The sequence below is a fragment of the Rhodococcus sp. AB351 genome, from assembly GCF_049538275.1.
Taxonomy (GTDB): Bacteria; Actinomycetota; Actinomycetes; order Mycobacteriales; family Mycobacteriaceae; genus Rhodococcus.
Genome location: NZ_JBMVFW010000004.1, coordinates 1 through 25,153, shown reverse-complemented (window position 1 = coordinate 25,153; position 25,153 = coordinate 1). Strand labels below are relative to the sequence as shown.

The 25,153-nt window shown below is 65.8% G+C and carries 26 protein-coding genes, 2 tRNA genes and 1 pseudogene; 17 read left to right on the top strand and 12 right to left on the bottom strand.

Annotated features, from left to right (window positions below; all coding sequences use genetic code 11):
- Nucleotides 1-11: 11 nt before the first annotated feature.
- Both ACPCXD_RS10660 and ACPCXD_RS10655 read right to left on the bottom strand, forming a co-directional pair.
- Nucleotides 12-1,196 carry a site-specific integrase gene (locus ACPCXD_RS10660; RefSeq protein ID WP_423659498.1) on the bottom strand — a complete coding sequence of 395 codons (1,185 nt, stop codon included), beginning with the start codon at nt 1,194-1,196 and terminating at the stop codon, nt 12-14.
- On the bottom strand, nt 1,183-1,875 hold the full coding sequence (locus ACPCXD_RS10655; protein ID WP_423659496.1) for a hypothetical protein: 693 nt from the start codon (nt 1,873-1,875) through the stop codon (nt 1,183-1,185). Before ACPCXD_RS10655 ends, ACPCXD_RS10660 begins: the two co-directional genes overlap by 14 nt.
- An 89-nt stretch (nt 1,876-1,964) precedes the next feature.
- Between ACPCXD_RS10655 and ACPCXD_RS10650 the strand changes: the two genes are divergently transcribed.
- The 11 genes and pseudogenes from ACPCXD_RS10650 (at nt 1,965) to ACPCXD_RS10600 (ending at nt 8,901) form a co-directional block, all read left to right on the top strand.
- Nucleotides 1,965-2,201, top strand: coding sequence for a helix-turn-helix transcriptional regulator (locus tag ACPCXD_RS10650; protein WP_423659494.1), 237 nt, complete (start codon nt 1,965-1,967; stop codon nt 2,199-2,201).
- The gene (locus ACPCXD_RS10645) at nt 2,201-2,824 is read left to right on the top strand and encodes a hypothetical protein (RefSeq protein WP_423659493.1); all 624 of its coding nucleotides are present in this window, start codon (nt 2,201-2,203) and stop codon (nt 2,822-2,824) included. The genes ACPCXD_RS10650 and ACPCXD_RS10645 overlap by 1 nt, the downstream gene beginning before the upstream one ends.
- A 305-nt stretch (nt 2,825-3,129) precedes the next feature.
- Complete coding sequence (locus tag ACPCXD_RS10640) at nt 3,130-4,098, top strand: hypothetical protein (RefSeq protein ID WP_423659491.1); 969 nt, start codon at nt 3,130-3,132, stop codon at nt 4,096-4,098.
- A gap of 189 nt (nt 4,099-4,287) precedes the next feature.
- Nucleotides 4,288-4,437, top strand: coding sequence for a hypothetical protein (locus tag ACPCXD_RS10635; protein ID WP_423659777.1), 150 nt, complete (start codon nt 4,288-4,290; stop codon nt 4,435-4,437).
- A gap of 85 nt (nt 4,438-4,522) precedes the next feature.
- Nucleotides 4,523-4,681 (top strand): annotated as a pseudogene (locus tag ACPCXD_RS10630) (WhiB family transcriptional regulator); the annotation flags it as partial.
- The gene (locus ACPCXD_RS10625; protein WP_423659489.1) at nt 4,678-4,869 is read left to right on the top strand and encodes a hypothetical protein; all 192 of its coding nucleotides are present in this window, start codon (nt 4,678-4,680) and stop codon (nt 4,867-4,869) included. The pseudogene ACPCXD_RS10630 and the gene ACPCXD_RS10625, both read left to right, overlap by 4 nt.
- A complete protein-coding gene (locus ACPCXD_RS10620; protein WP_423659487.1) occupies nt 4,866-5,147 on the top strand; it encodes a hypothetical protein in 282 nt (93 codons plus the stop codon). The genes ACPCXD_RS10625 and ACPCXD_RS10620 overlap by 4 nt, the downstream gene beginning before the upstream one ends.
- Nucleotides 5,140-5,649, top strand: a complete 510-nt coding sequence (locus ACPCXD_RS10615; protein ID WP_423659485.1) for a hypothetical protein — start codon at nt 5,140-5,142, stop codon at nt 5,647-5,649. Before ACPCXD_RS10620 ends, ACPCXD_RS10615 begins: the two co-directional genes overlap by 8 nt.
- Before the next feature lie 144 nt (nt 5,650-5,793).
- Entirely contained in the window at nt 5,794-6,663 is an 870-nt protein-coding gene (locus ACPCXD_RS10610) for a phage major capsid protein (protein WP_423659484.1), read from the top strand.
- A 67-nt stretch (nt 6,664-6,730) separates the two neighbouring features.
- On the top strand, nt 6,731-6,976 hold the full coding sequence (locus tag ACPCXD_RS10605; RefSeq protein ID WP_423659482.1) for a hypothetical protein: 246 nt from the start codon (nt 6,731-6,733) through the stop codon (nt 6,974-6,976).
- 497 nt (nt 6,977-7,473) lie between these two features.
- Nucleotides 7,474-8,901 carry an ATP-binding protein gene (locus tag ACPCXD_RS10600; RefSeq protein WP_423659480.1) on the top strand — a complete coding sequence of 476 codons (1,428 nt, stop codon included), beginning with the start codon at nt 7,474-7,476 and terminating at the stop codon, nt 8,899-8,901.
- Nucleotides 8,902-9,210: 309 nt separating this feature from the next.
- Here ACPCXD_RS10600 and ACPCXD_RS10595 read toward each other — a convergent pair whose 3' ends face one another.
- From ACPCXD_RS10595 to ACPCXD_RS10575, 5 genes are all read right to left on the bottom strand, one after another.
- Nucleotides 9,211-9,711: a hypothetical protein gene (locus ACPCXD_RS10595; RefSeq protein WP_261379860.1), complete on the bottom strand. Its 501-nt coding sequence runs from the start codon at nt 9,709-9,711 to the stop codon at nt 9,211-9,213.
- 62 nt (nt 9,712-9,773) lie between these two features.
- Complete coding sequence (locus ACPCXD_RS10590) at nt 9,774-10,517, bottom strand: MBL fold metallo-hydrolase (RefSeq protein ID WP_088899634.1); 744 nt, start codon at nt 10,515-10,517, stop codon at nt 9,774-9,776.
- 31 nt (nt 10,518-10,548) lie between these two features.
- The gene (locus ACPCXD_RS10585; RefSeq protein ID WP_106200769.1) at nt 10,549-10,947 is read right to left on the bottom strand and encodes a flavodoxin domain-containing protein; all 399 of its coding nucleotides are present in this window, start codon (nt 10,945-10,947) and stop codon (nt 10,549-10,551) included.
- Between the two features lie 99 nt (nt 10,948-11,046).
- Nucleotides 11,047-11,676, bottom strand: coding sequence for a hypothetical protein (locus ACPCXD_RS10580; RefSeq protein WP_423659478.1), 630 nt, complete (start codon nt 11,674-11,676; stop codon nt 11,047-11,049).
- 56 nt (nt 11,677-11,732) lie between these two features.
- A complete protein-coding gene (locus ACPCXD_RS10575; RefSeq protein WP_059382179.1) occupies nt 11,733-12,995 on the bottom strand; it encodes a helix-turn-helix domain-containing protein in 1,263 nt (420 codons plus the stop codon).
- A gap of 147 nt (nt 12,996-13,142) precedes the next feature.
- On the opposite strand from ACPCXD_RS10575, the gene ACPCXD_RS10570 reads away from it, so the two are divergent.
- Complete coding sequence (locus ACPCXD_RS10570; protein WP_423659476.1) at nt 13,143-14,984, top strand: NAD(P)-binding domain-containing protein; 1,842 nt, start codon at nt 13,143-13,145, stop codon at nt 14,982-14,984.
- 173 nt (nt 14,985-15,157) lie between these two features.
- Nucleotides 15,158-16,156, top strand: coding sequence for an alpha/beta hydrolase (locus ACPCXD_RS10565; RefSeq protein ID WP_145691299.1), 999 nt, complete (start codon nt 15,158-15,160; stop codon nt 16,154-16,156).
- Nucleotides 16,157-16,177: 21 nt separating this feature from the next.
- Here ACPCXD_RS10565 and ACPCXD_RS10560 read toward each other — a convergent pair whose 3' ends face one another.
- On the bottom strand, nt 16,178-17,875 hold the full coding sequence (locus ACPCXD_RS10560; RefSeq protein WP_016692675.1) for a bifunctional metallophosphatase/5'-nucleotidase: 1,698 nt from the start codon (nt 17,873-17,875) through the stop codon (nt 16,178-16,180).
- Between the two features lie 99 nt (nt 17,876-17,974).
- Nucleotides 17,975-19,054 (bottom strand): histidinol-phosphate transaminase, encoded by a 1,080-nt coding sequence (gene hisC / locus ACPCXD_RS10555; protein ID WP_016692676.1) that lies wholly within the window; start codon nt 19,052-19,054, stop codon nt 17,975-17,977.
- 148 nt (nt 19,055-19,202) lie between these two features.
- Between hisC and ACPCXD_RS10550 the strand changes: the two genes are divergently transcribed.
- A tRNA-Ser gene (locus ACPCXD_RS10550) sits at nt 19,203-19,294 on the top strand.
- Nucleotides 19,295-19,331: 37 nt separating this feature from the next.
- A tRNA-Arg gene (locus tag ACPCXD_RS10545) sits at nt 19,332-19,404 on the top strand.
- 68 nt (nt 19,405-19,472) lie between these two features.
- Here ACPCXD_RS10545 and ACPCXD_RS10540 read toward each other — a convergent pair.
- Nucleotides 19,473-20,366 (bottom strand): TIGR03619 family F420-dependent LLM class oxidoreductase, encoded by an 894-nt coding sequence (locus ACPCXD_RS10540; RefSeq protein WP_423659473.1) that lies wholly within the window; start codon nt 20,364-20,366, stop codon nt 19,473-19,475.
- A gap of 356 nt (nt 20,367-20,722) precedes the next feature.
- Here ACPCXD_RS10540 and ACPCXD_RS10535 point away from each other — a divergent pair, with 356 nt between their 5' ends.
- Together ACPCXD_RS10535 and ACPCXD_RS10530 are read left to right on the top strand one after the other, a co-directional pair.
- Nucleotides 20,723-21,955, top strand: a complete 1,233-nt coding sequence (locus ACPCXD_RS10535) for an acyl-CoA dehydrogenase family protein (protein ID WP_016692678.1) — start codon at nt 20,723-20,725, stop codon at nt 21,953-21,955.
- Entirely contained in the window at nt 21,955-23,103 is a 1,149-nt protein-coding gene (locus tag ACPCXD_RS10530; protein ID WP_423659471.1) for an acyl-CoA dehydrogenase family protein, read from the top strand. The genes ACPCXD_RS10535 and ACPCXD_RS10530 overlap by 1 nt, the downstream gene beginning before the upstream one ends.
- 31 nt (nt 23,104-23,134) lie before the next feature.
- On the opposite strand, the gene ACPCXD_RS10525 is transcribed toward ACPCXD_RS10530, so the two are convergent.
- Entirely contained in the window at nt 23,135-23,584 is a 450-nt protein-coding gene (locus tag ACPCXD_RS10525; RefSeq protein WP_423659469.1) for a very short patch repair endonuclease, read from the bottom strand.
- An 11-nt stretch (nt 23,585-23,595) separates the two neighbouring features.
- Entirely contained in the window at nt 23,596-24,741 is a 1,146-nt protein-coding gene (locus ACPCXD_RS10520; RefSeq protein ID WP_420826454.1) for a DNA cytosine methyltransferase, read from the bottom strand.
- Between the last annotated feature and the right edge of the window lie 412 nt (nt 24,742-25,153).

Below are 25,153 nucleotides of genomic sequence, written 5' to 3'. Positions count from 1 at the left end.
CCCTCACTTGTTCACGCAGGTGAGGGGCTTTTTTGTGGCTTAGGGGAGTGGCCATCGGTCCCTTGTGGGCACATTTTGGGCACACGGACCATGGAATAGACCTGATCGAGCGTGGCTGCGACGGCGTCCAGATCCTCGTCGAACAGGTCGCTGTAGGTGTCGAGTGTCATCGCCGCCGACGCGTGCCCGAGCATCCGCTGGAGTGCCTTCACGTTCACTCCCGCAGAGACGGCGAGGGACGCCGCAGTATGCCGCAGGTCGTGAGGGGTGATTCGCTCGATGCCGGCGCGCTGCACTGCGAGGTGAAACCATCCGGTGTGGCTGACCGGCCGTCGCATATGGTTCCCGTCACGACCGGGGAACACGAGATCGTCCCGGCTTCGCCCTTCACACTGCTTCGCTACCGCGTCAAGCACGAACGCCGGCACCGGCACGGACCGAACCTTGTCACCTTTGGTGGTGCCGACGACGTGCTTCGTGCCGACTTGCACCGCGTTCTCGTGGACGGTGAGGCGCCGCCGCAGGAAATCGACGTCCCGTACCCGTAGCGCGATTGCTTCACCCCACCGCAGGCCGCAGTAGGCGAGCACAAAGACGAGTGCGCCGTTCCTTCCGGCTTCGTGTGCGAGCACGGCGACGTCCTCTGCGCTCAGGTACTTGTGTCGCCGCTTCGACTTGCGTGGCAGGTTCTCGACTCCGCGAGCAGGGTTCTTCACGATCCGGCCGTCCTTCACCGCATCGTCGAGGATGCCTGCGAGAACTCCGTATGCGCGGATCACGACGGTGGCCCCAGAACCATTGGTCACTACCCGTCCGTCGTCGTCGAGTTCGTCGCGCCCCATATCCGCGATCCACCGCTCGACCATGCCCAGTTTGATGTCCGTGATACGCGTCGATCCCCACCGTGGCTGAACGTGTGTCCTCCATGACGAATCGATCGCGTTGTACGTCGACGGCTTCACGTCGACCTGTTTGCGGGTCAACCAGTCGGGTGCCAGCTCATCTACGGTGATACGACCCAAAGAGGGCGGCACGTATTCGCCGCGCATCTTCTCGACCTCGACGGTGGCGGCGAATCGCTCCGCGTCCCGCTTGGTCTTGAATCCGCGTTTCTTCGATTGGGTGCGGTCTGGAGTGCGGAACCGCACCATGTACCGCTTTCCGGCGGCTGTGTCGTACGACTCAATCGTCGCCACGGGACAGCTCCTCTAGGGCTCGGCGAAGCTCTTGCTTCATCTGACGCGTGACCTGGCCTCGACGTTGCGCGTTCGCGTCGATGCCTGCTCGCCGATCTCGTTCTGCTGAGAAGGAAGATCCCCATAATTTGAGCGACAGCACCGCGAGGACGTTCGCACTGACTTCCAGTTCCTTGGTTATCCGTTGTTCCGCCACGCCAGCCTCATGCATGACGCGCTGCACTTCGAGGATCGGCAGATCCTCCCCAAAGCGACCGAGCATGGCGTTGTCTTCTGCCCACCGCTCGAAGGCTTGGTTTGCAGTCTTACGGACTTGCTCAGTTACTCCGCGGATATCCCTCGCCCTGAGCTTCATGGGCTGGCCACTCAGCGCCGACGCGATCGCATCGCCTCGAACGATGAACGTTGGATTCACTTCGACCCATCCATCGAACTGCGTCAGATCGGAGAGGGAGATAGGTTCGCCGGTCGCGTCGCCAAGTGCTTGAGCGACTGCTAGAAGAGTTGGCAATGTTGTTGGCATTCGGCCACTTTCGAGGTCGCCGACACGGCCGGTACTCCAGCGCAGGCCGTAATTGCGAGCTGATCGGGCGACGTCGTCGAGCTTCGTGCCGTGGCGTAGCCGATGGATGCGTGCGTTCATGCCCACGACCTCAGGCAACGGCTTCTGCGGAGTCACGTTCACAAGGTACTAGATACCCGTGTACTTGACATACCTCCGGCTCGCTGGTTTTCTTGTCACGTCACAATAAATCTAGTGAAAGGCTGATGGGAATGTCTGAGGCAAGAGTTCTGAATGTCGTAGTTGGTGGACTTGCGACGCCGTCGGAAGTGGCGGAGTACCTACGGACCAACACATCCAAGCTCGCGAATGACCGTTACCGGGGGATCGGGCCCAAGTTCGTCAAACACGGTCGCAAGGTGCTGTACCGCTGGGAGGACGTACTCGCCTGGACCGAAGCGAACCTGATGCAGCGCACCGATGACCGGCCCGGCATCGCGTAGTGGCTGCGATGGAAGACGCCGGTGATGGACGAACTGAAACGAGGAACGTCGTCGACGGAGGGGCTGCCACCCCGAATTCCGTCGACGACGCCAGGACCCGAACCAACCAGCAAGAAGGGACTGATCCCATGTCCAACCTTACGTTCTTCGATCTCGAGGAACAGCTCGCAAGCATTGGAGCGACTCCGGACGAGATTCTCAATCACCAGGGACTCATGCGCGACGAGATCGAAGCGGCAGCGCTCGAAGCCGGACGACTCCGCGAACAATGGCGCTCACTGCCCTTGTGGGATGACGCCGATGTGCCCAGGATCCGGCGCGACATTCTCGCCGAACGTCACGAGCTCAATGAGACGACGACCACGCCCACTGACGAACTACGTGTTGAGCAGTTGGCGGAAGCCGAGATTGGCGAGGAGCTACGTCTGACCTTCGATCGGCTCGAAGTCGTGTCCCCGACCGGCGGCGGACGGCACTCGGAGTACCTGGTCGCATTCGGGAAACCTGCCGGCGCCATCGATTTCCCCGAACTGCGACCGGAGAGGATTCCCGAACTGATTGACGAGCTGACCGTGATCTACCGGCAATGGCTCGATCTCGTAGCGGTGGAGGGGGATCTGTGAGCCCTGTTGAACTCCTTCTCGCGGTCCTACTAATTGCTCAGTCGGTGGCGTGGATCGTCGTCGACTTTCAGAGGTGGAGCTGAACCGTGGCCGGTGGGTCGCTGAACAAGTTTGCGTGGCTGGAAGCGCTACGGGGTGCTGACCTGACGCACGCCGAGTATCGGGTCGCCGTCAATCTCAGCACGTACGCGCGTGCTGACCTCACGAATGCTCACCCCAGCCTGTCGACTCTGTGTTCTGCTGCCCATGTTTCGGTTCCGACTGCGAAGAAGGCCCTTCGTCGTCTGGCTCGCGCGGGGTGGATTGTGCTGACAGCCCAGGGTGGCAACGCGCAGGGCTTCGGCAAGGCGAATTGTTACAGCCTCACCCTTCCGAAGGGGGTAAGTGGCTTGCCCCCTTCGGAGCGCGACAAGGGGGTAACTGATTTACCCCCTAAGGGGGTAAGCGGTTTTCAGGAAGGGGGTAATCCACTTTCGGAGAAGGGGGTAACTCACTTACCCCCCATCAATGAAGGGATCAATGGAGAGATCAATGAAAACCCGCGGTGCGCTGACTTCGCAGAGGAACCACGGGCCCCAGCTGAACCGAATGCGCCGACTTCGTCGGTCGCGGACCTGTTCAGACTCTCTGATTCCGATCCTGTTGATGTTGAGATCGTCGACGAGTCGACGCGCTCACCAGTTCCGTCTCCCGGGCCAAGGCCGTTGAATACATCGACACCCGAACAGCGCGTAACGACGGCGGCGTACGAGCGCGTCGGGAAGGCGTTCAACTTCATTGCGGTACGAGGAATCGCGAAGTGGGCAATCCACGAACGCGGCGAGAGCCCGGAACGTGTCGAGTCTGCACTCGTCGGCATTCACGAGTTGGGGCGGCCGATCACGAAGCAAACTGTCGGGCAGTGGCTCGACGGTTCGATTGGTCCGCGTGGCAGGGCCGTGGGCCCGTCCCGGCAGGACGAGAAGGTGAACAGCTTCCTCGAAGCCGGGCAGCGGCTCGCACAAAGCGAGGCATCGGAGTTCGCGTTCGGCGACTACGTCCCGCTCCCAGCTCTGTCTGAGTCGAAGCGGTCGCTTCCGTCGAGTCCGGCTATCGATCCTGAACGAGATCCCCTGGGTTGGATCGACGGTGAGCTCCCGGGAGGGCTCAGGCCGGCTGAACGCGACCGCGCCGCCGATCTGCTGAGCGACGGCATGGCATACAGCAGCGTCCGCTGGAAGATCCTCGACGCTCGCAACACTCGACCGAAAAACAGACTCCGTCGTGCTCACTGACCACGCCGACTACATCAGAAAGGAGCATTCCGTGAAGCACGACCGAACCGGTGAGCGCATCGACGACGAACCTCGGCCGGCGCACGACAACCGATGTCGGAACGGCTGGCTCGGAGAAGACCTCGACGGCCGCACGGTGCCGTGTCTGCTCTGCAAGCCGCACCTGGCCAGAGTCGTGGGGGCAGGCCGATGATCCACCGCCGTGGATGCACCTGTGCCGGGACAGCGCCGGGCTGGCCTCAGCACGAGCCGTACTGCGCCACCGCCACCGCCTCCGTCTCCGTCGACTCGGACGCGGAGGAGTGGCACGACGAGGAGGCCACGGAATGGGTGCTGTGACGGCGTCACAGACTCCACGAGGCCGACGAGCACCGATCCTGGCGGTGTTCGCCGAGCTGGTCGACAGTCGCCTCGCCGAGCCCGCCATGCCGCCGCCGCCGCAATCTGTCTCACCTGTCCTGTGCTTGAGGCCTGCCGCGTCGTCGCCGGCGAAGCGGGCCGCCAGGGCCACGGCGTGTGGGCTGCCACCGTACGCACTACAGCCCGGCCTGCCGGTCGGGCTCCGAAGGAGTACTCCCCGTGAACACCACCATCTATGTTGCTGCGCTACCGGCGTCGCTGCTCCACCGCAATAACGCCGCTCAGCTCGCCGCCCGGCTCTCCCGGACCGGTGGGTGCCTTCTACTGGCCGATCTCAAGGACGAACGCGTTCGCCGCGGCCTCCACCGCCACCGAACCACCGCCACGCCCGGGAGGAAGACCACGCGATGAGCACACCCACCCCCGGGATTCTCGGGCCCGCGGACACCCGCAGGGCCGCGGCGCTGCTGATGCACGCCAACCCGGACAGCACCCTCGTCGCCGGTGTGAACGCCGTGCTCACCGACGCCCGCGACGCCGGACGCGTCACCGAGTTGCTTCTGGCCTTGTGCGCGGTGATCTACGGAATCCATCCGGATCTGTGCACCGTCAACGGACAGGCCGGTTTGCGCGGCGTCCTCGACCACTATCTCGCTCTCGAAACGAACGGAGAAACCGATCATGAATGACACCCAGACCACCACTGCTGCTGCGGAGTCGACCACGGCAACACCGGAGACAGTCACCGCTACGGCATCGCCCGCCGACGCCGCTACCGAAACCACCTCGGCTCAGGACCAGCCGACTACCGGTTCCGATGGTGAGCAGGATCCCAACAGCAACGCCGAGGCCGCGAAGTACCGACGCAAGCTTCGCGAAGCGGAGAAGGCTCGTGATGCGGCTCTCGAGCAGGTCGACACGTTGCGGCGCTCGATCGTCGAGCAACTCATCGAACAGGAGCACGACGTCAAACCGGCCGCGGTGTGGGCGAACGGCACCACCCTCGACGAAATGCTCACCGACGACGGCACAGTCGATCCGGTCGCAGTCGCCACCGCGGTGCGGTCCGCCGAGGACAAGTTCGGTTTACGTCCGCCCGTCGGCGTTCACGTGGACACCGAAGGCAAGGACGGGAACATCACGCTGCTGCCCTCGTGGGCGGACGTGCTGAATCCACACCGCCACCGGTAAAGTGAACGGTGGGTGATCGAGAAGGCCGGGCGCCGAAGATCACCCACCGTTCGCCCCAGCGGGGCATCCGGTCGGGCCAGAGGCCAGCCGTGACAAACCCTCCCTTTGTCCGCGGCTGCAGCCGCCCGTCGAAAGGTCCCTTTGATGGCCCTCTACACCTCGAGCACCAATGTCTCCGGCATCCTGCCCGACACCATCGGCGCTCTCATCACTCAGCCCGTCACCGCTGCGTCCGTCGCGATGGAAATTGCGACCGTCGTCCCGACCGCCTCGCACCGCTACCGGGTACCGATTGTCACCGACGATCCCACCGCGGCGTGGACCGCGGAAGGCGCCGAGATCAGCCCGAGCGACGCCACCCTCGACGAACTGATCGTCACTCCCTCGAAGGTCGCCGGCCTGTCCATCATCAGCCGGGAACTCGCCAACGACTCGAGCCCGCACGCTCAGGAGATCGTCGGGACCGGGCTGGCCCGCGATATCGCCAAGCAGATCGATGCGGCGTTCTTCGGCACCAACGTCACCGACGACGGCCCGCCTGTCGTCCGCAACGACGATCAGCCGCTCGGCCTGCTCGATCTGACGGCCTGCCAGAGTGTCGACACCGGCGGGACCATCACCAACACCGACCCGTTCGCTGAGGCACTGTCGAAGGCTGAGCAGGTCGGTGCCACGATCACCGCGTTCGTCGCCAACCCGACGACCGTGCTGACCATGGCGAAGGTGAAGAAGGCCACCGGCAGCAACGAGCCACTGCTCGGCAACGACCCCACCGCCCCGACCAAGCGGACCGTGCTTGGTGTGCCGCTGTACTCGAGCCCCGCCGTCGCCGCCGGCGATATCTGGGCGATCCCCCGCGATCGCGTCCAGGTCGTGCTGCGTGAGGACGTCACCCTCGACGTCGACGCCAGCGCGTACTTCTCCAGTGACCGGATCGGTGTGCGAGCGACGATGCGCGTCGGTTTCGCGTTCCCACACCAGGCCGCAATCATCCGGCTCTACGACAAGCCCTGACCTGTCAGCTACCGGCCCGGCCGAACCACTATGTCGGTCGGGCCGGTTCTATTCGGAAAGACACCAGATGACGCAACCGCAGATCACTCCACGCCTGCGCCACGGAAACCTCGACGTGCGACTGTGGCTGGGTCGGGCCCCGCACCAGCTTGGGCTCGTGGGCAGCGACGAGCATCCGATCACCGTCACCAATCTTCCCCGCGAACGCCAGCTCCACCTCACGTGCCGGTGCGGATGGACGGCTGTCGCGGTCACCCTCAACCACGCGCAACTGCTCACCGGCCAGCACGCGCCGGACCAGCGCTCTGACTAACCGCCGCCGGGGCCCGAGAGCCACTGCTCGCCGCCAGAGGCTAGGCCGCGCTGGGGCCCTGCCCCTCCCAGGGGGGTAGCGGCCCACCTTCGGCATAGGGCCGATCTCCCCCCGTCTCCCCCCCACCACCACACGGACCGTTCTGGCTGGTCAGGGTGGTTGGGCCGCTCGCATCTCCCCCCATTTCCCCCATCGTCATTGAGTAGCGCGCTCCTGGACGCTGCCCTGAGGAGGCGGTCGTCTCCTCTGAAGGATTGGCATCGAACGGTGCGGTGTTGAGCACGTCCTTATGAGCGGTCCGTGCTTGGGCGTATCGCAGGAACTTACAAGTACTCGAAAGCTACTCATTAAGAGCAAAGTGGAGCACTTAAGGCTCTGAACAGCAGTTTTGCTTCAATGAGGGGCTCTAGGAAGGACTACTCTAAACACAACTCGCAAGTGGGGCGTTGGGTTGCACGCGTAGGGCCAAGGAGCTGTAAAAAGCTTAGAGTATCCATGTGACGGCTAACGGAATCGATCGGATCTTGAACTCTCCCGCCAGTGAGCGAGGGCGGACCCTGGCTGCTGTTGGCGAGGACCAGTGGTTCGAAAGGAAGAGCGCTCGGGTCGAGCCAAAGAAGCTTGCCGAAGCGTTGGTTGCCTTTGCCAATGCAGAGGGCGGAACCGTTGCTGTCGGCCTCTACAACGGGAAAGTGGAGGGAACGAAACGCTGGGAGGCGAAGATGAATGACCTTCGCCAAGCGTCAATCGATCACACCACACCCCCCGTTCGATGTGATATTCAGAGCCTTGCGTGTGTGAATGACGAGGGAGACGTTGACAAGATTTTGGTCTTCCGTGTTGATCCAGGTGAACGTGTACATGAAATGAAGAACGGCGATTGTTTCCTGAGAGTTGGGGACGAGTCTCGTAAGTTGAATTACACGTTGCGGCGAGAGTTGGAGTTCGACAAAGGGCAGTCGATATTTGATGGTCATCCCATCTCTGAAGTAACAATCAGCGACCTGCAGGGACCTCTACTCGAAAATTATCGGGATGTCACGGGGGCGTCGTCAGACGAATCAATTCTTAAAGCCCGTAGCCTCCTAACCAGGGATGGAAAGGTTACAGTCGCTGGCTACCTGCTCTTTTCTGAGCATCCTCAAGACGAGTTCCCAGAAGCCTATATCCGCGTCGTCAGGTTTCTTTCAAACGAAAGGGGCGTAGGCTCCCGGCTGAACCTCGACGATAATGCAGACATTAGGATCGAAGGCCCGATACCGACAGCATTGCAACGTGCGGTGGATTATATAGAAAATTTGGCCCCCAAGAGACGGAGGCTGGACGAAGGAGGCACATTTACGGGTCAGGACCTGGTGCCACGTGAAGCATGGCTGGAGGGATTGGTGAACGCTGTGATTCACCGGTCTTACAGTCTTGCGGGCGATCATATCCGAGTTGAGATATACCCCAATCGTATTGAGATCGAGAGCCCTGGTAGGTTTCCTGGACTTGCAGATCCTTCGAGGCCATTGGAGATCAGTCGATACGCGCGTAATCCGCGAATTGCTAGAGTATGCGCCGATCTCAGGCTTGGGCAAGAGTTGGGCGAGGGTATTAAGCGGATCTTTGATGAGATGCGAAGAGTCGGGCTAACCGATCCGGTTTACACGCAAAATGCTGGCAGTGTGAGACTTCGCCTAGAAGCTGTAGCAAGGCTTGAGCCCGCGGTGGCAGCACGGCTTCCCCAAGGAAGTCAGGAAGTACTCGATGCTCTGAGGGTGGCGGGCGGGCCAATGGGAACGGGAGAGCTTGCTACTTGGCTTGATCTAACTCGACCGACTGTCCTTAAGCGCCTTCGAGCGTTGGAGGAGGAAGGCCTCATCGAGTGGATCGGTGCGTCTCCTCGAGACCCTCGAGCTGTATGGGCATTGAGAACGTTCTAACAGGTCGCTCGTCGAACTATTGGAGAGAGGCCACCAGGCATGTCGGTGGAAGCGTCCGGAATGGATATTTCGAACCCACTGCATTAGGAGCGGAACCCGGCCAGGCAACAGTAGGCATTCGGGTGGGCACATTTTGGGCACACTCATTGTCGATTTGAGGTGATTTGGAGAGACCCTGCAAGTAGTGAATTCGCAGGTGAGGAGCACTTCGGCGTCCCAAGCTTAGGGTTCCCGAGAGTTCAAATCCCTCCGCTTCCGCCACGGAAGAGGTTCCGGCACCCGTCAGGGAGTCGGAACCTCTTCTCGTTTCTACCGCCGGGTGGCGACCATCTTCTCCTCGAGGATCCAGGTGCGTCCCTCGTCGACGGAGTATTCGCCGAGCCAGACGAAGTGATCGGCGCCCACCTCCGTGAACCGCCACCGGAGGAACGGGTCGCCGTCGGTGCTGATCAGGTGCATCTCGTCGCCGGACGGCCGTCCGACGAACGTGCGGACGCGCCCGTGGATCGGCTCGATCCAGGTGGAACGCCAGGCGCCGATCCCGTCGTCGAAGAACCGGATCGTGGTGCCGTGGAACGAATAACGCTCGTCCTCGGTCGACTGCTGATCACCGGCCGGGACGATCCACACGTCCTGGATCGCTCGCCCGCCGAGCACGGTGCCGAAGTGCACTTCTCCCCACAGTGACGCGGGTGCCTCCTCGTCCCCGGGGCGGCTCCACTGCAGATCCCAGCTTCCGTCGAACCGTGAGAAGGCCTCGAGCTTCGGGTGGGCGACGCCGGTCAGAAGAGTGGCATCGAGAGCATTCATGCGGCCAGTGTGCCCGCGCCGCGCGGGCATGTCCCCGGATCCCGGGAGTCGACCGCGATGCGTCAGCTCGGTCCGGCGGCCACCGCTCGGTCCACGGCCGCCGCAGCGCCGTCGTGCCAGGGTTCGCCGTGGCCGACGAGGACATGTTTCGCGCCGGTGCCGGCGATGGCCGCCAGCGAGGCGAGGGCGGTGGCGCTGTCGGCGGTCGCCGCACCCGAGACGATCTGCGGACCGTGCCTGCCCGTGTACGGATCGAGGGTGACGATGGCGTCGCCGACGATCACGGTGTCGCGATCGGGGAGATGCAGCGCGCAGTGCCCGTAGGTGTGGCCGGGGGTGTGCAGGGGAACGGGGCGGCCCGGCAGGTCGAGCGGTTCGGAGTCGTGGAAGAGCGTCACGTCGTCGACTCCGCGCACCCACAACGCGCCGGCCACGGTCATGCGGGCGAGCACGGGGATGCAGGCGGGATACCGGACGGGATAGAGCAGCCGGTTGCGTTCGTGCTGGTAGCGGTAGGGATGGGCGGCGAGGAACTTCTCGTCGCGATGCGCCCACACCGGCACCCGCCACCGCTCACGCAGCCGCTTCGCCGACCCGACGTGATCGAAGTGGGCGTGCGTGAGGACGACTCCCTGCACGTCGTCGATCCGGCGACCGATGTGCGAGATCGCCTCCTCGATGCGACCGGCGGTCGCGGGCAGTCCCGTGTCGACGATGGTCACTCCGGCGTCGTCCTCGATCAGGTAGACGTTGACGTCGGCGTGCGCGAGGCGATGCACGCCCGGCGCGACATCCGTGTGCAGCATTGCGGCCCTTCGCTCGGGGGAACGTGTGGGTTCAGCTGTGTCCGTCGATTTCATCGGCGATGAAGGCGGCCCACGACCGCACCTCGTCCTCGGCCGCGGACGGACCGAACGACCGATAGTCGAGCGCGGCGAGTTCGGACACCAGATCCGGTGTGTCCTCGGCGCTTTCGTCGACCACCGCGAACAACCACACGAGCTGCTGACTCAGCCCTGAGGCCCGCGACGACAACAGTTCGGCGGTATCGGGCGAGTACTCGCCGGCGTCGACCTCGCCTCCGAAGACGACGCCCTCGAACTCCTCCGACCGCTCGAGATCGGAGGTGTCACCGACGGTGACGTCGATGTCCCGCTCTCTCAGGGCGTCGGCGACGAGCCGGGCGATCTTCTGGCTCGGACCTTCGGGACTGTCCGTGACGACGAGAACGGTCATTGTGTCTCCAGCATGTTCGGCGGCTCGGGTTCACTGGTGCGTTCCCGGTCCCCGAGGGGCGGAAACATGTGCCCGGCCGTTGCGGGAGGTCGATCCGGTCTACGGGGTGCTGTCCGGGAAGATCTCGAAGGTCTTCGTGCCGACGGCGGTGGAAAGTCCTTCGGGTCCGACGACTTCGGTCGTGACCGTGTAGACACCGGGGGTCCCCAGCACGAGTTCGTTGGCGCGCATCCGCCCCGAGCAGGCGGCGCTCCGGTCGTTGTGGACGTACCCGCCGGGGCCGGTCACCGTCGAGACCACCTGGCAGGTCTCCTTCCAGAGCTCACCGTCCGCGGTCAGCGCCCGCCACCGGAAGATGACGCCCGCCTTCCCCCACGAGGTCGCCTCGTACATGTCGGGTCCGATGAGGTGGCCGAGTCCTGAACGCTCGGTCAGGACGGTCACCGACGTGACGACGGGAACGGCCGGTGCTGCGGACGTGGTGGTCGACGGGGTCGCGACCGGCGAGGTGGTCGAGGGCGCGGCCGTATTCGTCGTGGTCGTTGCCGGCACCGACGTGGTCCGCGACGTGGTGGTGGCCGGGACCGTCTCGGTGACCGTCACGTACGAGGTGACCGTCGACGGAGGTGTGTCGGCCGCAGGGCTCGCGCCACCGCAGGCGGTCAGTGCGGTGAGGCCCGCGGCGCAGCCGAGCGCGAGCACACCTGTCCGGAACGGTCCACGATGCATGACGACCATGCTCGATCACATGGCCGTCCTGCACAGTCGTCCGATCGATCGACGTCTCAGCCGGCGATACCGAGTGCCCGCACCCCGGGTGCTCCGGAGCGGCGGACGAAGTCGGAGTCGGCGAGGCGTTCGTCCGCTCCGAGATCCAGCGACAGGTCGACGGTGCCGGCGAGCCGGTACGGCTTGCTCTCGATCACGTCCCCGATCGCGCGGCGCAGCCTCGACACCTCAGCGCGGACCGACACGGCGTGGTCGTCGTCCCCGTAGAGGGCCCGGCTGAGCGCCGCGACCGTCATGCCGTCCGGACCGCGCTCGTGCAGCAACAGCAGGATTTCGGCCTGACGCGCGGTGACGATGCTGCGCCACGTGTCGTCGTCCCCGAACACCTCCACCGTCGGCGACGACGACACGTGCAGCACCATCCGCATGCGCGACGACGAGGCTGCGCCGCGGATCAGCCAGCCGTGCGAAAGACGCTCGGGCACACACAGTCCCATACCGGGAACGGTCAGTGGGCGGGCATGCCGCGGAACCGCGACCCGTTCGGCGGCGATACCGGAGGCGTGTGCGACCCAGCCGTCCTCGTCGACGAGCAGCACCGGTCCCCGCGTCGACGACAGCAGTGGAGCTGCCTCGGTGCGCAGCCGTTCGAGCCGCACCTCGTGCCGTCGCCACAGTTGTGATTCGGCAAGCCTGACGGCGGTGTCGACGAGGGCGATGATGGCCGGATGCAGGGTCAGAGCGGGGCCGCTGACGTCGACGATGCCCAGCAGGTCGCCACGGATCGGATCGTGGATCGGCGCGGCGGTGCAGTACCAGGGGTGCTGGGTCGTCTCGAAGTGTTCTCCGGAGAACAGTTGGACGGGCGCGGCCTCCGCGAGTGCCGTCCCGATGGCGTTGGTGCCGACCGTCGACTCGGTCCACACCGTCCCCTCCTGGAATCCGAGGGCATCGGCACGCGAACGGATCGGTGCCGAACCGCTGCGCCACAGGATCACGCCGTCGGCGTCCGTCACCACCAGCAGTAGGTGGGAGGCGTCGGCGACAGGTGTGATCACCTGCTGCAGATCTTCGATCACCGCGGAGAGGGCGGACGCGCGGCGACGTCTCTCGACCTCCGCGGCCGACAACCGGCTGCGCTCGTTGATGCCGGTGGGATCGAGGCCCGCGTCGAGCACGCGCTGCCACGAGCGGGACACGAGCGGGCGGGGTCGCATGGGTGACCGGGCGCCGCCGATCACCGCGTCGTGCATCCGCGTCAACTCGCGCGCGTAGCGCGACAGGTCGGTGCCGGGCGCGATCGCGCTGAACGTGGTCACGGTCTCCTCTTCGTCGTGGTCCTCGGAGCATAGGTGGCAAATGTGTGCTGCGCCACAAATCGGATGCCGTGCAACGTGGCGCAACGCTTGCGGGCGTGCGGCCCCGCGGAGTGTCCTGGATCACATCACCACGGGAAAGGACTCACCATGACCGACACCCTCGACAAGCCGTCGACCTCCGGCACCGCGACGCCCGACGAACGCGTCGACGCCTGGTTGCAGGCTTTCGAAACCGCCCTCACACAGCGCGACGTCGACGCTGCTGCGGGCCTGTTCGGCACCGATTCCTTCTGGCGCGACCTGGTCGCCTTCACCTGGAACCTCAAGACCGTCGAGGGACGCGAGGGCGTCTCGGACATGCTGCATGCGCGCCTCGCCGACACCGATCCGAGCGGCTTCCGCACCACCGAACCGGCGAGCGACGACGACGGCGTGCTCAGCGCCTGGATCGCGTTCGAGACCGCGGTCGGTCGCGGCGTCGGTCATCTGCGTCTGAAGCGCGACGAAGAGAGCGGTGAGGACCGCGCCTTCACGTTGCTGACCACGATGCAGGAGCTGAAGGGATTCGAGGAGAACAAGGGCACGCGTCGTCCCCGCGGTACGAAGCACGGCGCAGACAAGCACCGCGTCACGTGGTCGGAGCAGCGCGAGATCGAGGAACGCGAACTCGGCTACACCCGTCAGCCCTACGTCGTGATCATCGGTGGTGGTCAGGGCGGCATCGCGCTCGGTGCGCGCATGCGTCAGCTCGGTGTGCCCGCGATCGTGCTCGACAAGTACGACCGTCCCGGCGACCAGTGGCGCGGCCGCTACAAGTCGCTGTGCCTGCACGACCCCGTCTGGTACGACCACCTGCCGTACATGCCGTTCCCCGACAACTGGCCGGTCTTCGCGCCCAAGGACAAGATCGCGGACTGGCTCGAGATGTACACGAAGGTGATGGAGGTTCCGTACTGGTCGAAGTCGGAGTGCACCTCGGCGAGCTACGACGAGGCGACGGGCGAATGGACCGTCGACGTCGTGCGCGACGGCGAACCGGTGGTCCTCCGGCCGAAGCAACTCGTCATCGCGACCGGCATGTCGGGTAAGCCGAACATCCCCGACTTCCCCGGCATGGACCTGTTCCGCGGCGAACAGCACCACTCCAGCGCCCACCCGGGCCCGGACGCCTACGCCGGCAAGAAGGCCGTCGTGATCGGTGCCAACAACAGTGCCCACGACATCTGCGGTGCCCTGTGGGAGGTCGGCGCCGACGTCACCATGGTGCAGCGCTCGTCGACGCACATCGTCCGGTCCGATTCGCTGATGGATCTCGGTCTCGGCGACCTGTACTCCGAGCGGGCCCTCGCCGCCGGCGTCACGACCCAGAAGGCCGACCTGACCTTCGCGTCGCTGCCGTACCGGATCATGCACGAGTTCCAGATCCCGATCTACGAGAAGATCCGCGAGCGCGACGCCGAGTTCTACGACCGGCTCGAGAAGGCGGGCTTCCAGCACGACTGGGGCGACGACGGCTCGGGTCTGTTCATGAAGTACCTGCGTCGCGCATCCGGCTACTACATCGACGTCGGCGCCTCCGAACTCGTCGCGAACGGCGACATCAAGCTCGCCCACGGCAACGTCCGCGAACTCACCGAGACGTCGGTGATCCTCGAGGACGGCACCGAACTCGAAGCCGATCTCGTCGTCTACGCGACCGGCTACGGCTCGATGAACGGCTGGGTCGCCGACCTGATCTCGCAGGAGGTCGCGGACAAGGTGGGCAAGTGCTGGGGTCTGGGCTCCGACACCACCAAGGACCCCGGTCCCTGGGAGGGTGAGCAGCGCAACATGTGGAAGCCCACGCAGCAGGAAGGCCTGTGGTTCCACGGCGGCAACCTGCACCAGTCGCGGCATTACTCGCTCTACCTGGCGCTGCAGCTCAAGGCGCGCTACGAGGGCATCCCGACCCCGGTCTACGGACTGCAGGAGGTGCACCACCTCCGCTGATCGACTCGGCTCCCACGCGTCGCTCCCGCCACCAGGTGGGGGCGACGCGGCCGTGGATCCTCCGATACGTCACGAATCGACGGGTGAGTATTAGGGTCGCGTGCAGGTCCGCTTGACCGGGTACAGGTAGTGACTGTGAGATCACTGCAGGTCGTCGGGGGACGGGGAGTTCGATGGTGAAGAGACTTGCGGCGGCTGTGGCAGTGGCCCTGATGGTGCCGGTCTGCGGCACGGCGATCGCCCATGCCCGACCGGTCCATGCCCAACCGCCCCACATGCAACCGGTGTCGGCCAGGATCGACCACGTCGAGCGCGTCGGCGACAGGCAGACGAAGCTGTTCGTCCACTCCGCCTCGATGAACCGGGTCGTGCCGGTACAGGTGCTGCACCCGGCCTCGGCGGGGCCGCGCCCCACCCTCTACCTGCTCGACGGCGTCAGCGCCGGCGAGGAGTCCGAGTTCCGCGAGAGCACGTGGACGCAACGCACCGACATCGAGGAGTTCTTCGCCGACAAGAACACCAATGTCGTCCTTCCCGTGGGTGGCACCGCGAGCTACTACACCGACTGGAACAACCCCGACCCCGTCCTCGGTATCAACAAGTGGGAGACCTTCCTGACGGAGGAACTGCCCCCGCTGATCGACGCCGAATTCGACGGCAACGGCACCAACGCCGTCGCGGGCCTGTCGATGGGTGCCACCGGCGCGATGTCCCTGATCACCCGCAACCCCGACCTCTACCAGGGGGTCGCGGCGCTCAGCGGCTGCTACGACACCTCCAGCGACCGCTCCCGCGACACCGTCCGCGGGACCGTCGCGTACAAGGGCGGCAACCCCGACAACATGTGGGGGCCGCCCGAGGACGCGCGGTGGGAGGAACACGACTCCTACCTGCTCGCCGAGAAACTGCGCGGCAAGGAGGTCTTCCTCAGCACCGGCAACGGCCTGCTCGGCCCGCACGATCTCGGTGCCGGTCAGGACGTGCTCACCGTCGGCGCGCCGCTCGAGATCGGCACCTTCGTGTGCACCGTCACCTACGACCGTCGCCTCCGCGAACTCGGCATCCCCGCGCAGGTCGTCTACCGCCCGTGGGGCACGCACTCGTGGGGTTACTGGCAGGACGACATCAAGGCCGCCTGGCCGACCCTCGCCGACGCACTCGGACTCCGCTGACCGCGCATCCACGGCACCGTCTCAGTGCAGGCGGATGCGGTCGACGGCCGGCGGCTCCACGCGTGAGCGGGTCGCCAGATAGCTGTTGAGGGCATCGAGATCCTTGCCCGCGCCGACCAGCCCGTGCGCTTCCGTGCACACGGTGAAACCGTCGCCGCCGCCGGCCAGGAAGTTGTTCATCACGACCTTGTAGACGCGCTCGGGGTCGACGGCCTCGCCGTCGATCGTGATCGAACGGATCCGTTCGCCGCGCGGCGCCAGGCGGTCGAGTGTGTAGTTCAGATTGTGCGACGGCGCCAGGATGCGTTCGATCTCCGAGCCGACCGGGCCGTCCTGGAACTGCTGCTCGAGCAGCACGTCGAGCTGGGCCCCGGTGAGGTCGAGGACCTGCAGCATGTTCCCGAAGGGCTGCACGGCGTAGGTCTCGCGATACGAGACGGTGCCGTCGCCGGCGAGGAGGTCGCCGCGCAGTCCGCCGGGATTCATCAGCGCGATCTGAGCCCCGAGATGCCGCGTCGCTGCGAGTTGCGCGTCGGCCACCAGATTGCCCAACGCCGACTCTCCGCTCGGGCTCTCGCTGCGCGTGACGTCGGCACCGATGCGGGCGATGGACCGGTTCGCGACCTCCGCCGATTTCTCGACCGCCCGGTCGACGAACTCGAGGGTGGTCGGATCCGGATCGATGTCGTGCGTGACGACCTGCGTGAAGACGACGGTCCGGTCGCGCAGCACCTCCCGGCTCTGCCGGTCGATGACCAGATCGGCGACGGAGAGGATGCGCCCGTGCGAGGCGCCCTGCACGACGGTGCGCGGCCTGCCCGCCGGGTCGGTGTAGGTGCAGTTGAAGTGCCGGTCGCCGTCGGAGGTGATGATGAGGTCCACATCGGGGGAGACGGACGTCGCGATCGCCGCGGCCCCGCCGTCCCCGCTCGGGCACGGATCGTCGCCGTCGATGGCTCCGATGTCGCCCTTGTAGAGCACCACGATCGAACGGACGCCGAGCGCGCCGAGGATGTCGGCGGTGCGGTTGACGGCGGCGATCTCGTCCTCGAACCGCAATCCGGCGATCGCGTCGGGCCGGATGATGTCGGGGGTGTTGCTCGGCACGACGCCGATGACCCCGACGGGCAGTCCGTCGACGTAGTCGATGCTGTAGGGGAGAGCGGCCGGTGTCCCGTCCGACGTGGTGAGGTTGGCGCCGAGGATCGGGAAGTTCGCGCCCTCGAACGGCTCGGTGTAGAGACACCCTTCCTTCGGGTGGCACCCGCCGTCCCGGAGCCGCTCGAATTCGGCGTAGCCGCGGTCGAGTTCGTGGTTGCCGAGGGTCGCGGCGGTGAGGTCGAGTTCGTCGAGCAGGGCGATGGTCGGCTCGTCGTGGAAGAGGCCCGACTCGAGCGGCGACGAACCCCACGTGTCGCCCACCGCGTAGAGCACGGAGTTGTCGGCCTGTTCCCGGAGCTGCCGGACGTAGGCGGCGAGATAGGCCGCACCGCCCGCGGGGACCGAGACGCCGTCCGACCGGACGACCTCGCCGTGCAGTCCCTGCGGGGGCAGCAGATTTCCGTGCAGGTCGCCGAATGCGATCACCCGGAGCGGGACGGTGTTCGAGGGGACCGTGCTGGTCGGTGCAGCGCCGGCGGGTGCCGCACCACCGAAGGCGACCAGTGAGCCGACGACTGCGCAGGCCGACAGGGCGCGCCGCACCTTGCCTGCCCCCATGCAGCTCCTCCGACCCCGGCCCGATCCGACCGCCCGAGTCTGTCAGGGCCGGATCACGCCACCGATACCCAGCCATAACGGTTGGGTCTCGTCACAGGATCAGCCGATGCCGGCGAGTGCCCGTCCCTGCCCGGTCGCGAAGTCGAGGAACAGATCGTTCTCGTGCGGGTCGCCGATCGTCACCCGCGTGCCCTCGCCGGTGAAGTTGCGCAGGACCACGCCTGCCTCCGCTGCGGCCTCGGAGAACGCGGCGGAGCGTTCACCCAGCGGCAGCCAGAGGAAGTTCGCGGCGCTCGCGGGCACCTCGTAGCCGGCCTCGACGAGTGCCGCGTGGACCCGTTCCCGCTCGGCGACGACACCCTCGGTGCGCGCGAGCAACTCGTTCGCGGCGGCGAGCGAGGCCACGGCAGCCGTCTGGGCGAGCGAGTTGACGGAGAACGGGGTGTGGACCTTGCTCAGCGCCGTCACGACGGACGGGTCGGCGACGGCGTAGCCGACGCGGATACCGGCGAGACCGTAGGCCTTGGAGAAGGTGCGGAGCACGACGACGTTGCTGCGGCCCTCCGCGAGCTCGAGACCGTCGGGCAGATCCTCACCGGGCTCGGGGCGGACGTACTCGAAGTACGCCTCGTCCAGGGCGACGACGATGTGCTCGGGGACGGCGTCGAGGAACTGTGCGAGCTCCTCCTTGCCCAGCAGCGACCCGGTGGGGTTGTTGGGATTGCACACGAAGATCAGCCGTGTGCGCTCGGTGATCGCGGCGAGCATGGCCTTCAGGTCGTGACCGTGATCCGCGGTGTTCGGGACGCGCACGGCGGTCGCGCCGGCGACGGCCGCGATGATCGGGTACGCCTCGAACGACCGCCACGCGAAGATCACCTCGTCGCCTGCGTCGCACGTGATCTGCACGAGTTCCTGGCACAGGCTCACCGATCCGCAGCCCACGGCGATCCGCTCGGTCGGGACGCCGAGTCGCTCCGACAGTGCCGCGAGGAGTTCGGTCGCGCCGTTGTCGGGGTAGCGGTTGAGGCCGGCGGCAGCGTCGGCGATCGCTTCCCGGACGCTGGGGAGCGGGCCGATGGTCGTCTCGTTGCTGGCGAGCTTCACCGCACCGGGGAACGAGCGGCCCGGAACGTAGGCGGGGATCGATTCGAGGTCGGGGCGGGTCCGTGGAGTCACGAGCCGATTATGCGCCTCGTCGTGGGACCGCCTGTCGGCAGGATGGGGGAGACCGTCCATCTACACGCCTCTGACCAGGCGTTTTGCGTTTCCCCTCGGGGCATGTGTAATGTTTCGATCCGGCGGTTCGAGAGCATCGAATCCCCGAGGAGGCGTGCCAGAGCGGCCGAATGGGACTCACTGCTAATGAGTTGTCCCCCTTACCGGGGACCGGAGGTTCAAATCCTCTCGCCTCCGCCAGTTGGTGTAGCGTCACCAACGACAATTGAATACACATGCGCCCGTAGCTCAACGGATAGAGCATCTGACTACGGATCAGAAGGTTAGGGGTTCGAATCCCTTCGGGCGCACACACGAAAACCCTCACCGGTACTCCGGTGAGGGTTTTCTCGTTCTCCACCTTCTTGCTGCAGAGCGCTCAGGTGAGCTGTGTGATGATCCTCTCGGCGAAGTCCTCGATCGGCGCGCGGTACTGCTCGGCGGTGCCGAGGAGGTGATCGTGGTCGCCCGAGTGGGTGGCCTCCCAGTTCGCCCACGGCGACACCATGACGCCGGTGATGCCGATCTTCTCCGCCCGCCGGTACAGCTCCACGGACGGTTCGTCGCGCAGGCCGACGATGAAGTCGAAGGGCTCGTTCTCGCGTCCGTACTTGCGGCGGTAGCCGTTGATGCGATCGATCCACTGCTCGGCGACGTCGATCGTGTAGGCGGTGCCGACCCAGCCGTCGCAGTAGCGCGCGGCACGTCGGAGCGCCGGTCCGGATTCGCCCCCGCACAGGATCGGTACCGGGCTCGGCGGGTGGGGTTCGATGGTCATCTCGGGGATGTCGTAGTACTCGCCCCGGAACGAGACCCATCCGCCCTTCCACAGTTCGCGGAGCGCCCGGATCATCTCGTTCAGCCGGGGTCCGCGATTGTCGAAGTCCTGGCCGAGCAGTTCGAACTCCTCGCGCATCCATCCCGCGGACAGCCCGATGGAGACGCGACCTCCGGCGATCGTGGCAGCGGTGCCCACCTGCTTGGCGACCTCGAGGATCGGCCGGGACGGCGCGATGTAGACGTTGTTGCCGAAGTGCAGGTTCTTCGTCACGGCGGCCATCGCTCCGATGAGCACCCAGGCGTCGGGCCACTCGGTCTCCGGTGACCAGAACGGCTTGCCGCTCTCGTGCCCGGGATAGACGGTCTTCATCTCCTTCGGGTAGATCAGGTGGTCCGAGACGAGCAGGCCGTGGAATCCGGCGTCGTCGAGCATGCGGGCGACGGCCGGCATCTCCGCGGTCTTCATGAAGGCGGTCCCGCTCCAGAACTTCACTCGAATGCCCTCCGAATTTCGATGTCCGCCGATATCGACGTAAAAGAGTGACGTTTACATTCTCAAGAACAAGGTTCTATCAGAGTGTGTGGTCGCAGTCACCAGCCGAAACGCCCTTGTCTTCGATTCCTGCGCAACGAGTGAACGTTCCGTCTCCGTTTCGGATGGACCTTCGGCTCGGGAGCGGGCGCTCGATCGTCCGCGTCCTCGACCCGGGATCGTGCCGGTGCCGCGGGTGAAATCCGTCTATTGACGAGCCCGCTGGAGCAGAAGTAGATTTCGTATCACTCTCGAAAAGTTAACGACGATTCGCACGACGGCCCGGCAACGGCGGTCGCACTCTGCGGGGAGAAGACATGGAACTAGCGTGGTCAGAGGCCGACGCCGCCTTCAGAGACGAGGTGCGATCGTTTCTCGAGGAGAAGCTGACGCCCGAACTGCGGCGGGCCGGCCGACTCGCGACGAGCGTGTACTCCGACCACGAAGCGAGCATGGAGTGGCAGCGCATCCTCCATGAGCGTGGTTGGGCGGCGCCGGCCTGGCCGGTCGAGTACGGCGGCTGCGACTGGACGCAGACGCAGCACTACATCTTCAGCCGCGAGTCGATCCTCGCGGGCGCCCCGAACCTGTCGCCGATGGGCATCCGCATGGTCGCGCACGCGATCGTCGCCTACGGCACCGAAGAACAGAAGAGCTACTTCCTGCCCCGGATCCTCACCGGCGAGGTCTTCTTCTGTCAGGGCTACTCCGAGCCCGAGGCCGGTTCCGACCTCGCCTCGCTCAGCATGGCGGCGGTCGACGACGGCGACGACCTGATCGTCACCGGCAGCAAGATCTGGACCACGCACGCCACCGAGGCGAACTGGATGTTCGCCCTCGTGCGCACCTCGAAGACCGGTCGCAAGCAGCAGGGCATCACCTTCCTGCTCATCGACATGACCTCGCCCGGCATCGAGATCCGGCCCCTGGTCATGACGTCCGGTGAGGAAGTGCAGAACCAGGTCTTCTTCGACGGTGTGCGTGTCCCGAAGAAGAACGTGCTGGGGAAGATCGACGACGGCTGGACCGTCGCGAAGTACCTGCTCGTCTTCGAACGAGGGGGAGCGGCGGCAGCGCCGGCCCTGCAGGTCATGGCCGAGCGGATCGCCGAGGCGGCCGCCGAACAGCCCGGCCCGTCGGGCGGCAGGCTCATCGACGATCCGGCGTTCTCCGCCAAGCTCGCCGAGGCGCGTATCCGCACCGAAGTACTCGAGATCCTCGAATACCGCACTCTCGCAGCGTTGTCCGCGGGCAAGAACCCCGGTCCTGCATCGTCGATGCTCAAGATCCTGGGCACCGAACTCAGCCAGACGATCACCCAGCTGACCCTCGAAACGGCCGGTCCGCGCGGCCGGGTCTACCAGCCGCACATCACCGCGCCCGGTGGTCCGGTGGCCGATTACGTGCCGCCCGCCGACGGCTACGTCAGCGGTGAGGATTGGCAGGCCGCCGCGCCGCTGCGTTACTTCAACGACCGTGCCGGGTCGATCTACGCCGGCAGCAACGAGATCCAGCGAAACATTCTCGCCAAAGCAGCATTGGGGCTCTGATGGACTTCGGTTTGAGCAAGGAGCAGGAGCTCCTTCGTGATTCGGTCACCAAGTTCCTCGCCGGTCGCTACGACCTGGCGCAAAGCCGGAAGGTCGCGACCACCGGCGAAGGTTGGCAACCGGAGGTGTGGCGGGCATTCGCCGAGGAACTCGGAATCCTCGGGGCCACGCTTCCGGAAGAGGTAGGGGGGATGGGCGGCGGACCGGTCGAGTTGATGGTGGTGTCCGAGGCACTCGGGCACGCACTCGTCATCGAGCCGTACGTCGACACGGTCGTCCTCGGGGGCGGGCTGCTCGGTCGCGCAGGGGTCGATCGAGCCAGGTCCGTCCTCGAGGCGATCGCTGCCGGTGAGGCCGTCACGGCGTTGGCCGCGATCGAACCCACCTCCGGATACGTCTTCCACGACGTGTCCACCACCGCGCGTCGCGAGGGCGACGAGTGGGTCGTCGACGGGGAGAAGACCGTCGTCACCAGCGCTCCGCTCGCGACGCACCTGCTCGTCACCGCCCGCACGTCGGGCGAGCGCACCGACACCGACGGCATCTCGCTGTTCCTCGTCGACTTCGACCCCGCGAACCCGCCGGCCGGTGTGGAGATCCACTCCTACCGCACGATCGACGATCGACGTGCCTCCGACATCGTCTTCTCGGGTCTGCGACTGCCCGCCGACTCGCTGCTCGGCGAGGAGGGTGGCGCATGGCCGTCCGTCTCGCGCGGCATCGACGAGGCGACCGCCGCCGTGTCCTCCGAAGCGGTAGGTCTCATGCGCAAGGTGCTCGCCGACACCGTCGAGTACGCCAAGCAGCGTCAGCAGTTCGGTCAGCCCATCGGCAGCTTTCAGGCGCTCCAGCACCGCATGGTCGACATGTACATGGAGGTCGAGCAGGCGGTGTCTGCCGCCTACCTGGCCGTTCTCCATCTCGACAGCGACGATGCCACGCGGGCACGCGCGGTCTCGGCCGCGAAGGCGACGATCAGCCGTGCGGCACGCTTCGTCGGCCAGAACGCCGTCCAGCTCCACGGCGGCATGGGCATGACGGAGGAGCTCGCCGTCGGGCACTACTTCAAGCGACTGACCGCGATCGAATACGAGTTCGGCACCGCCGAACAGCACGTCGCGCGGTACGCACAGCTCACGAAGGGCTGATCGGATCGGTTCACGGGGCCGGTGCGGGGGATCACCCCTGCGCCGGCCCTGCATCCGTTTCCGCCGGAGCCGACAGAGCATCCTCCACGCGCGTCGCGGCGACGACGGGGTCCTCGTGCTCCCACACCCGCACCACCGTCCAGCCCGCAGCCTGCAGGCGCGCATCGGTGTCCCGGTCGCGCTGCACGTTGGCGGCGAGCTTGGCCGCCCACCACTCGGCGTTGTTCTTCGGGGAGGTCGCGTGCTGCGGGCAGCTGTGCCAGAAGCAGCCGTCCACGTAGACCGCGACCCGACGACGGGGAAAGACGAGGTCGGCCCGGCGCCGCATACCCGGAAGGGGAGCGCGGTCGACGAAGAACCGCCGCCCCCGGCGATGCAGTTCCTTGCGCAACGCCACTTCGGGAACGGTGTCGCGTCGGCGTTGCCGGCTCATCCGCGCACTCGTACGCGGATCCGTCCCGGGCCGATCCGACGACACCATCACAATGGCTTTCAGGCCGCCACTCGCGGGAAGCCACCCATGCGTTCGAGATGGTTCTCGACGTCCTCTAGGAATCCGGGCAGGAAACGCAGGTTGCCGGAGCGTGCGCGTCGGAGGAATCCTGCCGTCGCCCGCGCCGACAGCAGACGGGCGTCGAGGAGGAAACCGCCGAGGTCCTCGTAGGGAGCCTGGACGGGCCACTGCGACTCGTGCACGCGGAACGCCTGTCCGTGGGCACCCCACGCTGCGGTCGGCCACGTGTCGCCCGGAAGCAGCTGGGTCTCGTGGTCGGAGCTGTAGGCGATGGGGTTGTTCAGACGGTGGCCCACCCACGACGCCATCCGCACGCTGACCGCATTGCCGACCAGACGCCACCGATGCCCGGCACGGACGCCGGGCGCCTCGATGGCAGGAGCCGTCCAGTCGGCGTCGAATCCCTGGAGTCTCTCCGCGTCGGTCAGGCCGGGGGTGACGATCTCGCCGGACGGCAGTCGCACGGCAGGAGGGCTGGCGATACCGAGCGTCGAACCGCCCTTGAGCGTGGGCACGGCGTTGACTGCCCATCCGAGACCGCGCACACCCTCGGTCCAATAGAAGCCGCAGGGGAACAGATCGGGATTGCCCTCCATGGGCATGCCGGCGTCCTGGCCGAACAACACCGTGCGGGGATCGTCCGTACGAGAGGCGACCATCAGGACGCGGTGCCGACGCTGGGGGAGACCGAAGGCGCGGGCATCGACGACACGATAGGCCCACATGTAGCCGAGCTCCTCGAGGGCGTCGGTGATGTGGCGCATCGCCGCACCCCTGCCGAGCTGCAGCATGAAGGGAACGTTCTCGACGACGAGCCAGCGCGGGCCGTTCTTACGCTTCACGAGACGGAACACTTCGTCGACGAGCCCGGACTTCGAACCCGTGATGCCGGCCGTGCGTCCGGCCTGGGAGAGGTCCTGGCAGGGGAAGCCTGCGGCGACCAGTTCCGTATCGCGAGGAAGAGAGCGGAGACGCGTGACGTCCGGATGAAGCGGGACGTCGGGGAAGCGCGTACGTAGTACTGCCTGAGCACCCGGCTCGATCTCGCAGAGGAGTTCGGTGTTCCACCCGTGTCGCCCGAGTCCGAGCTCCAGTCCGCCGATACCGGCGAACAACCCCACCATGTTCCCCGTCGACGTCACGGCACCCTTCCTCGCTCAGCTCAACGGTGAACGTTACTCGAGAAGTAGGACGATCCGTGAGCGGACGCGACGAGCACCACGATGGAGGGGTCCTCCTACCCCTCCTGCAAAGGGCGCCGGGCCACCGAAACCGCCGATGACCTGGCGATTTGGTGTTCTGGGAGATGTTCGCGTAACTTATTCCAGGTCAGAGCGACACGGACACCGACCCGGGCCGAGAGGAACGGGACAACGAGGTTGGACGAAGGCGCCTGCGAATGTGATGGCTACGAACCTTCTGGTAAGGTTTCGAGCCGCCCCTGGTTCCGAAAACCACACGGACTTGCGTTCGTGAGGATGAGGAAGTAGGCTGGAACAGTTGCCTCAGAGCGGGTCGGACGTCAGTCCGGAGCGT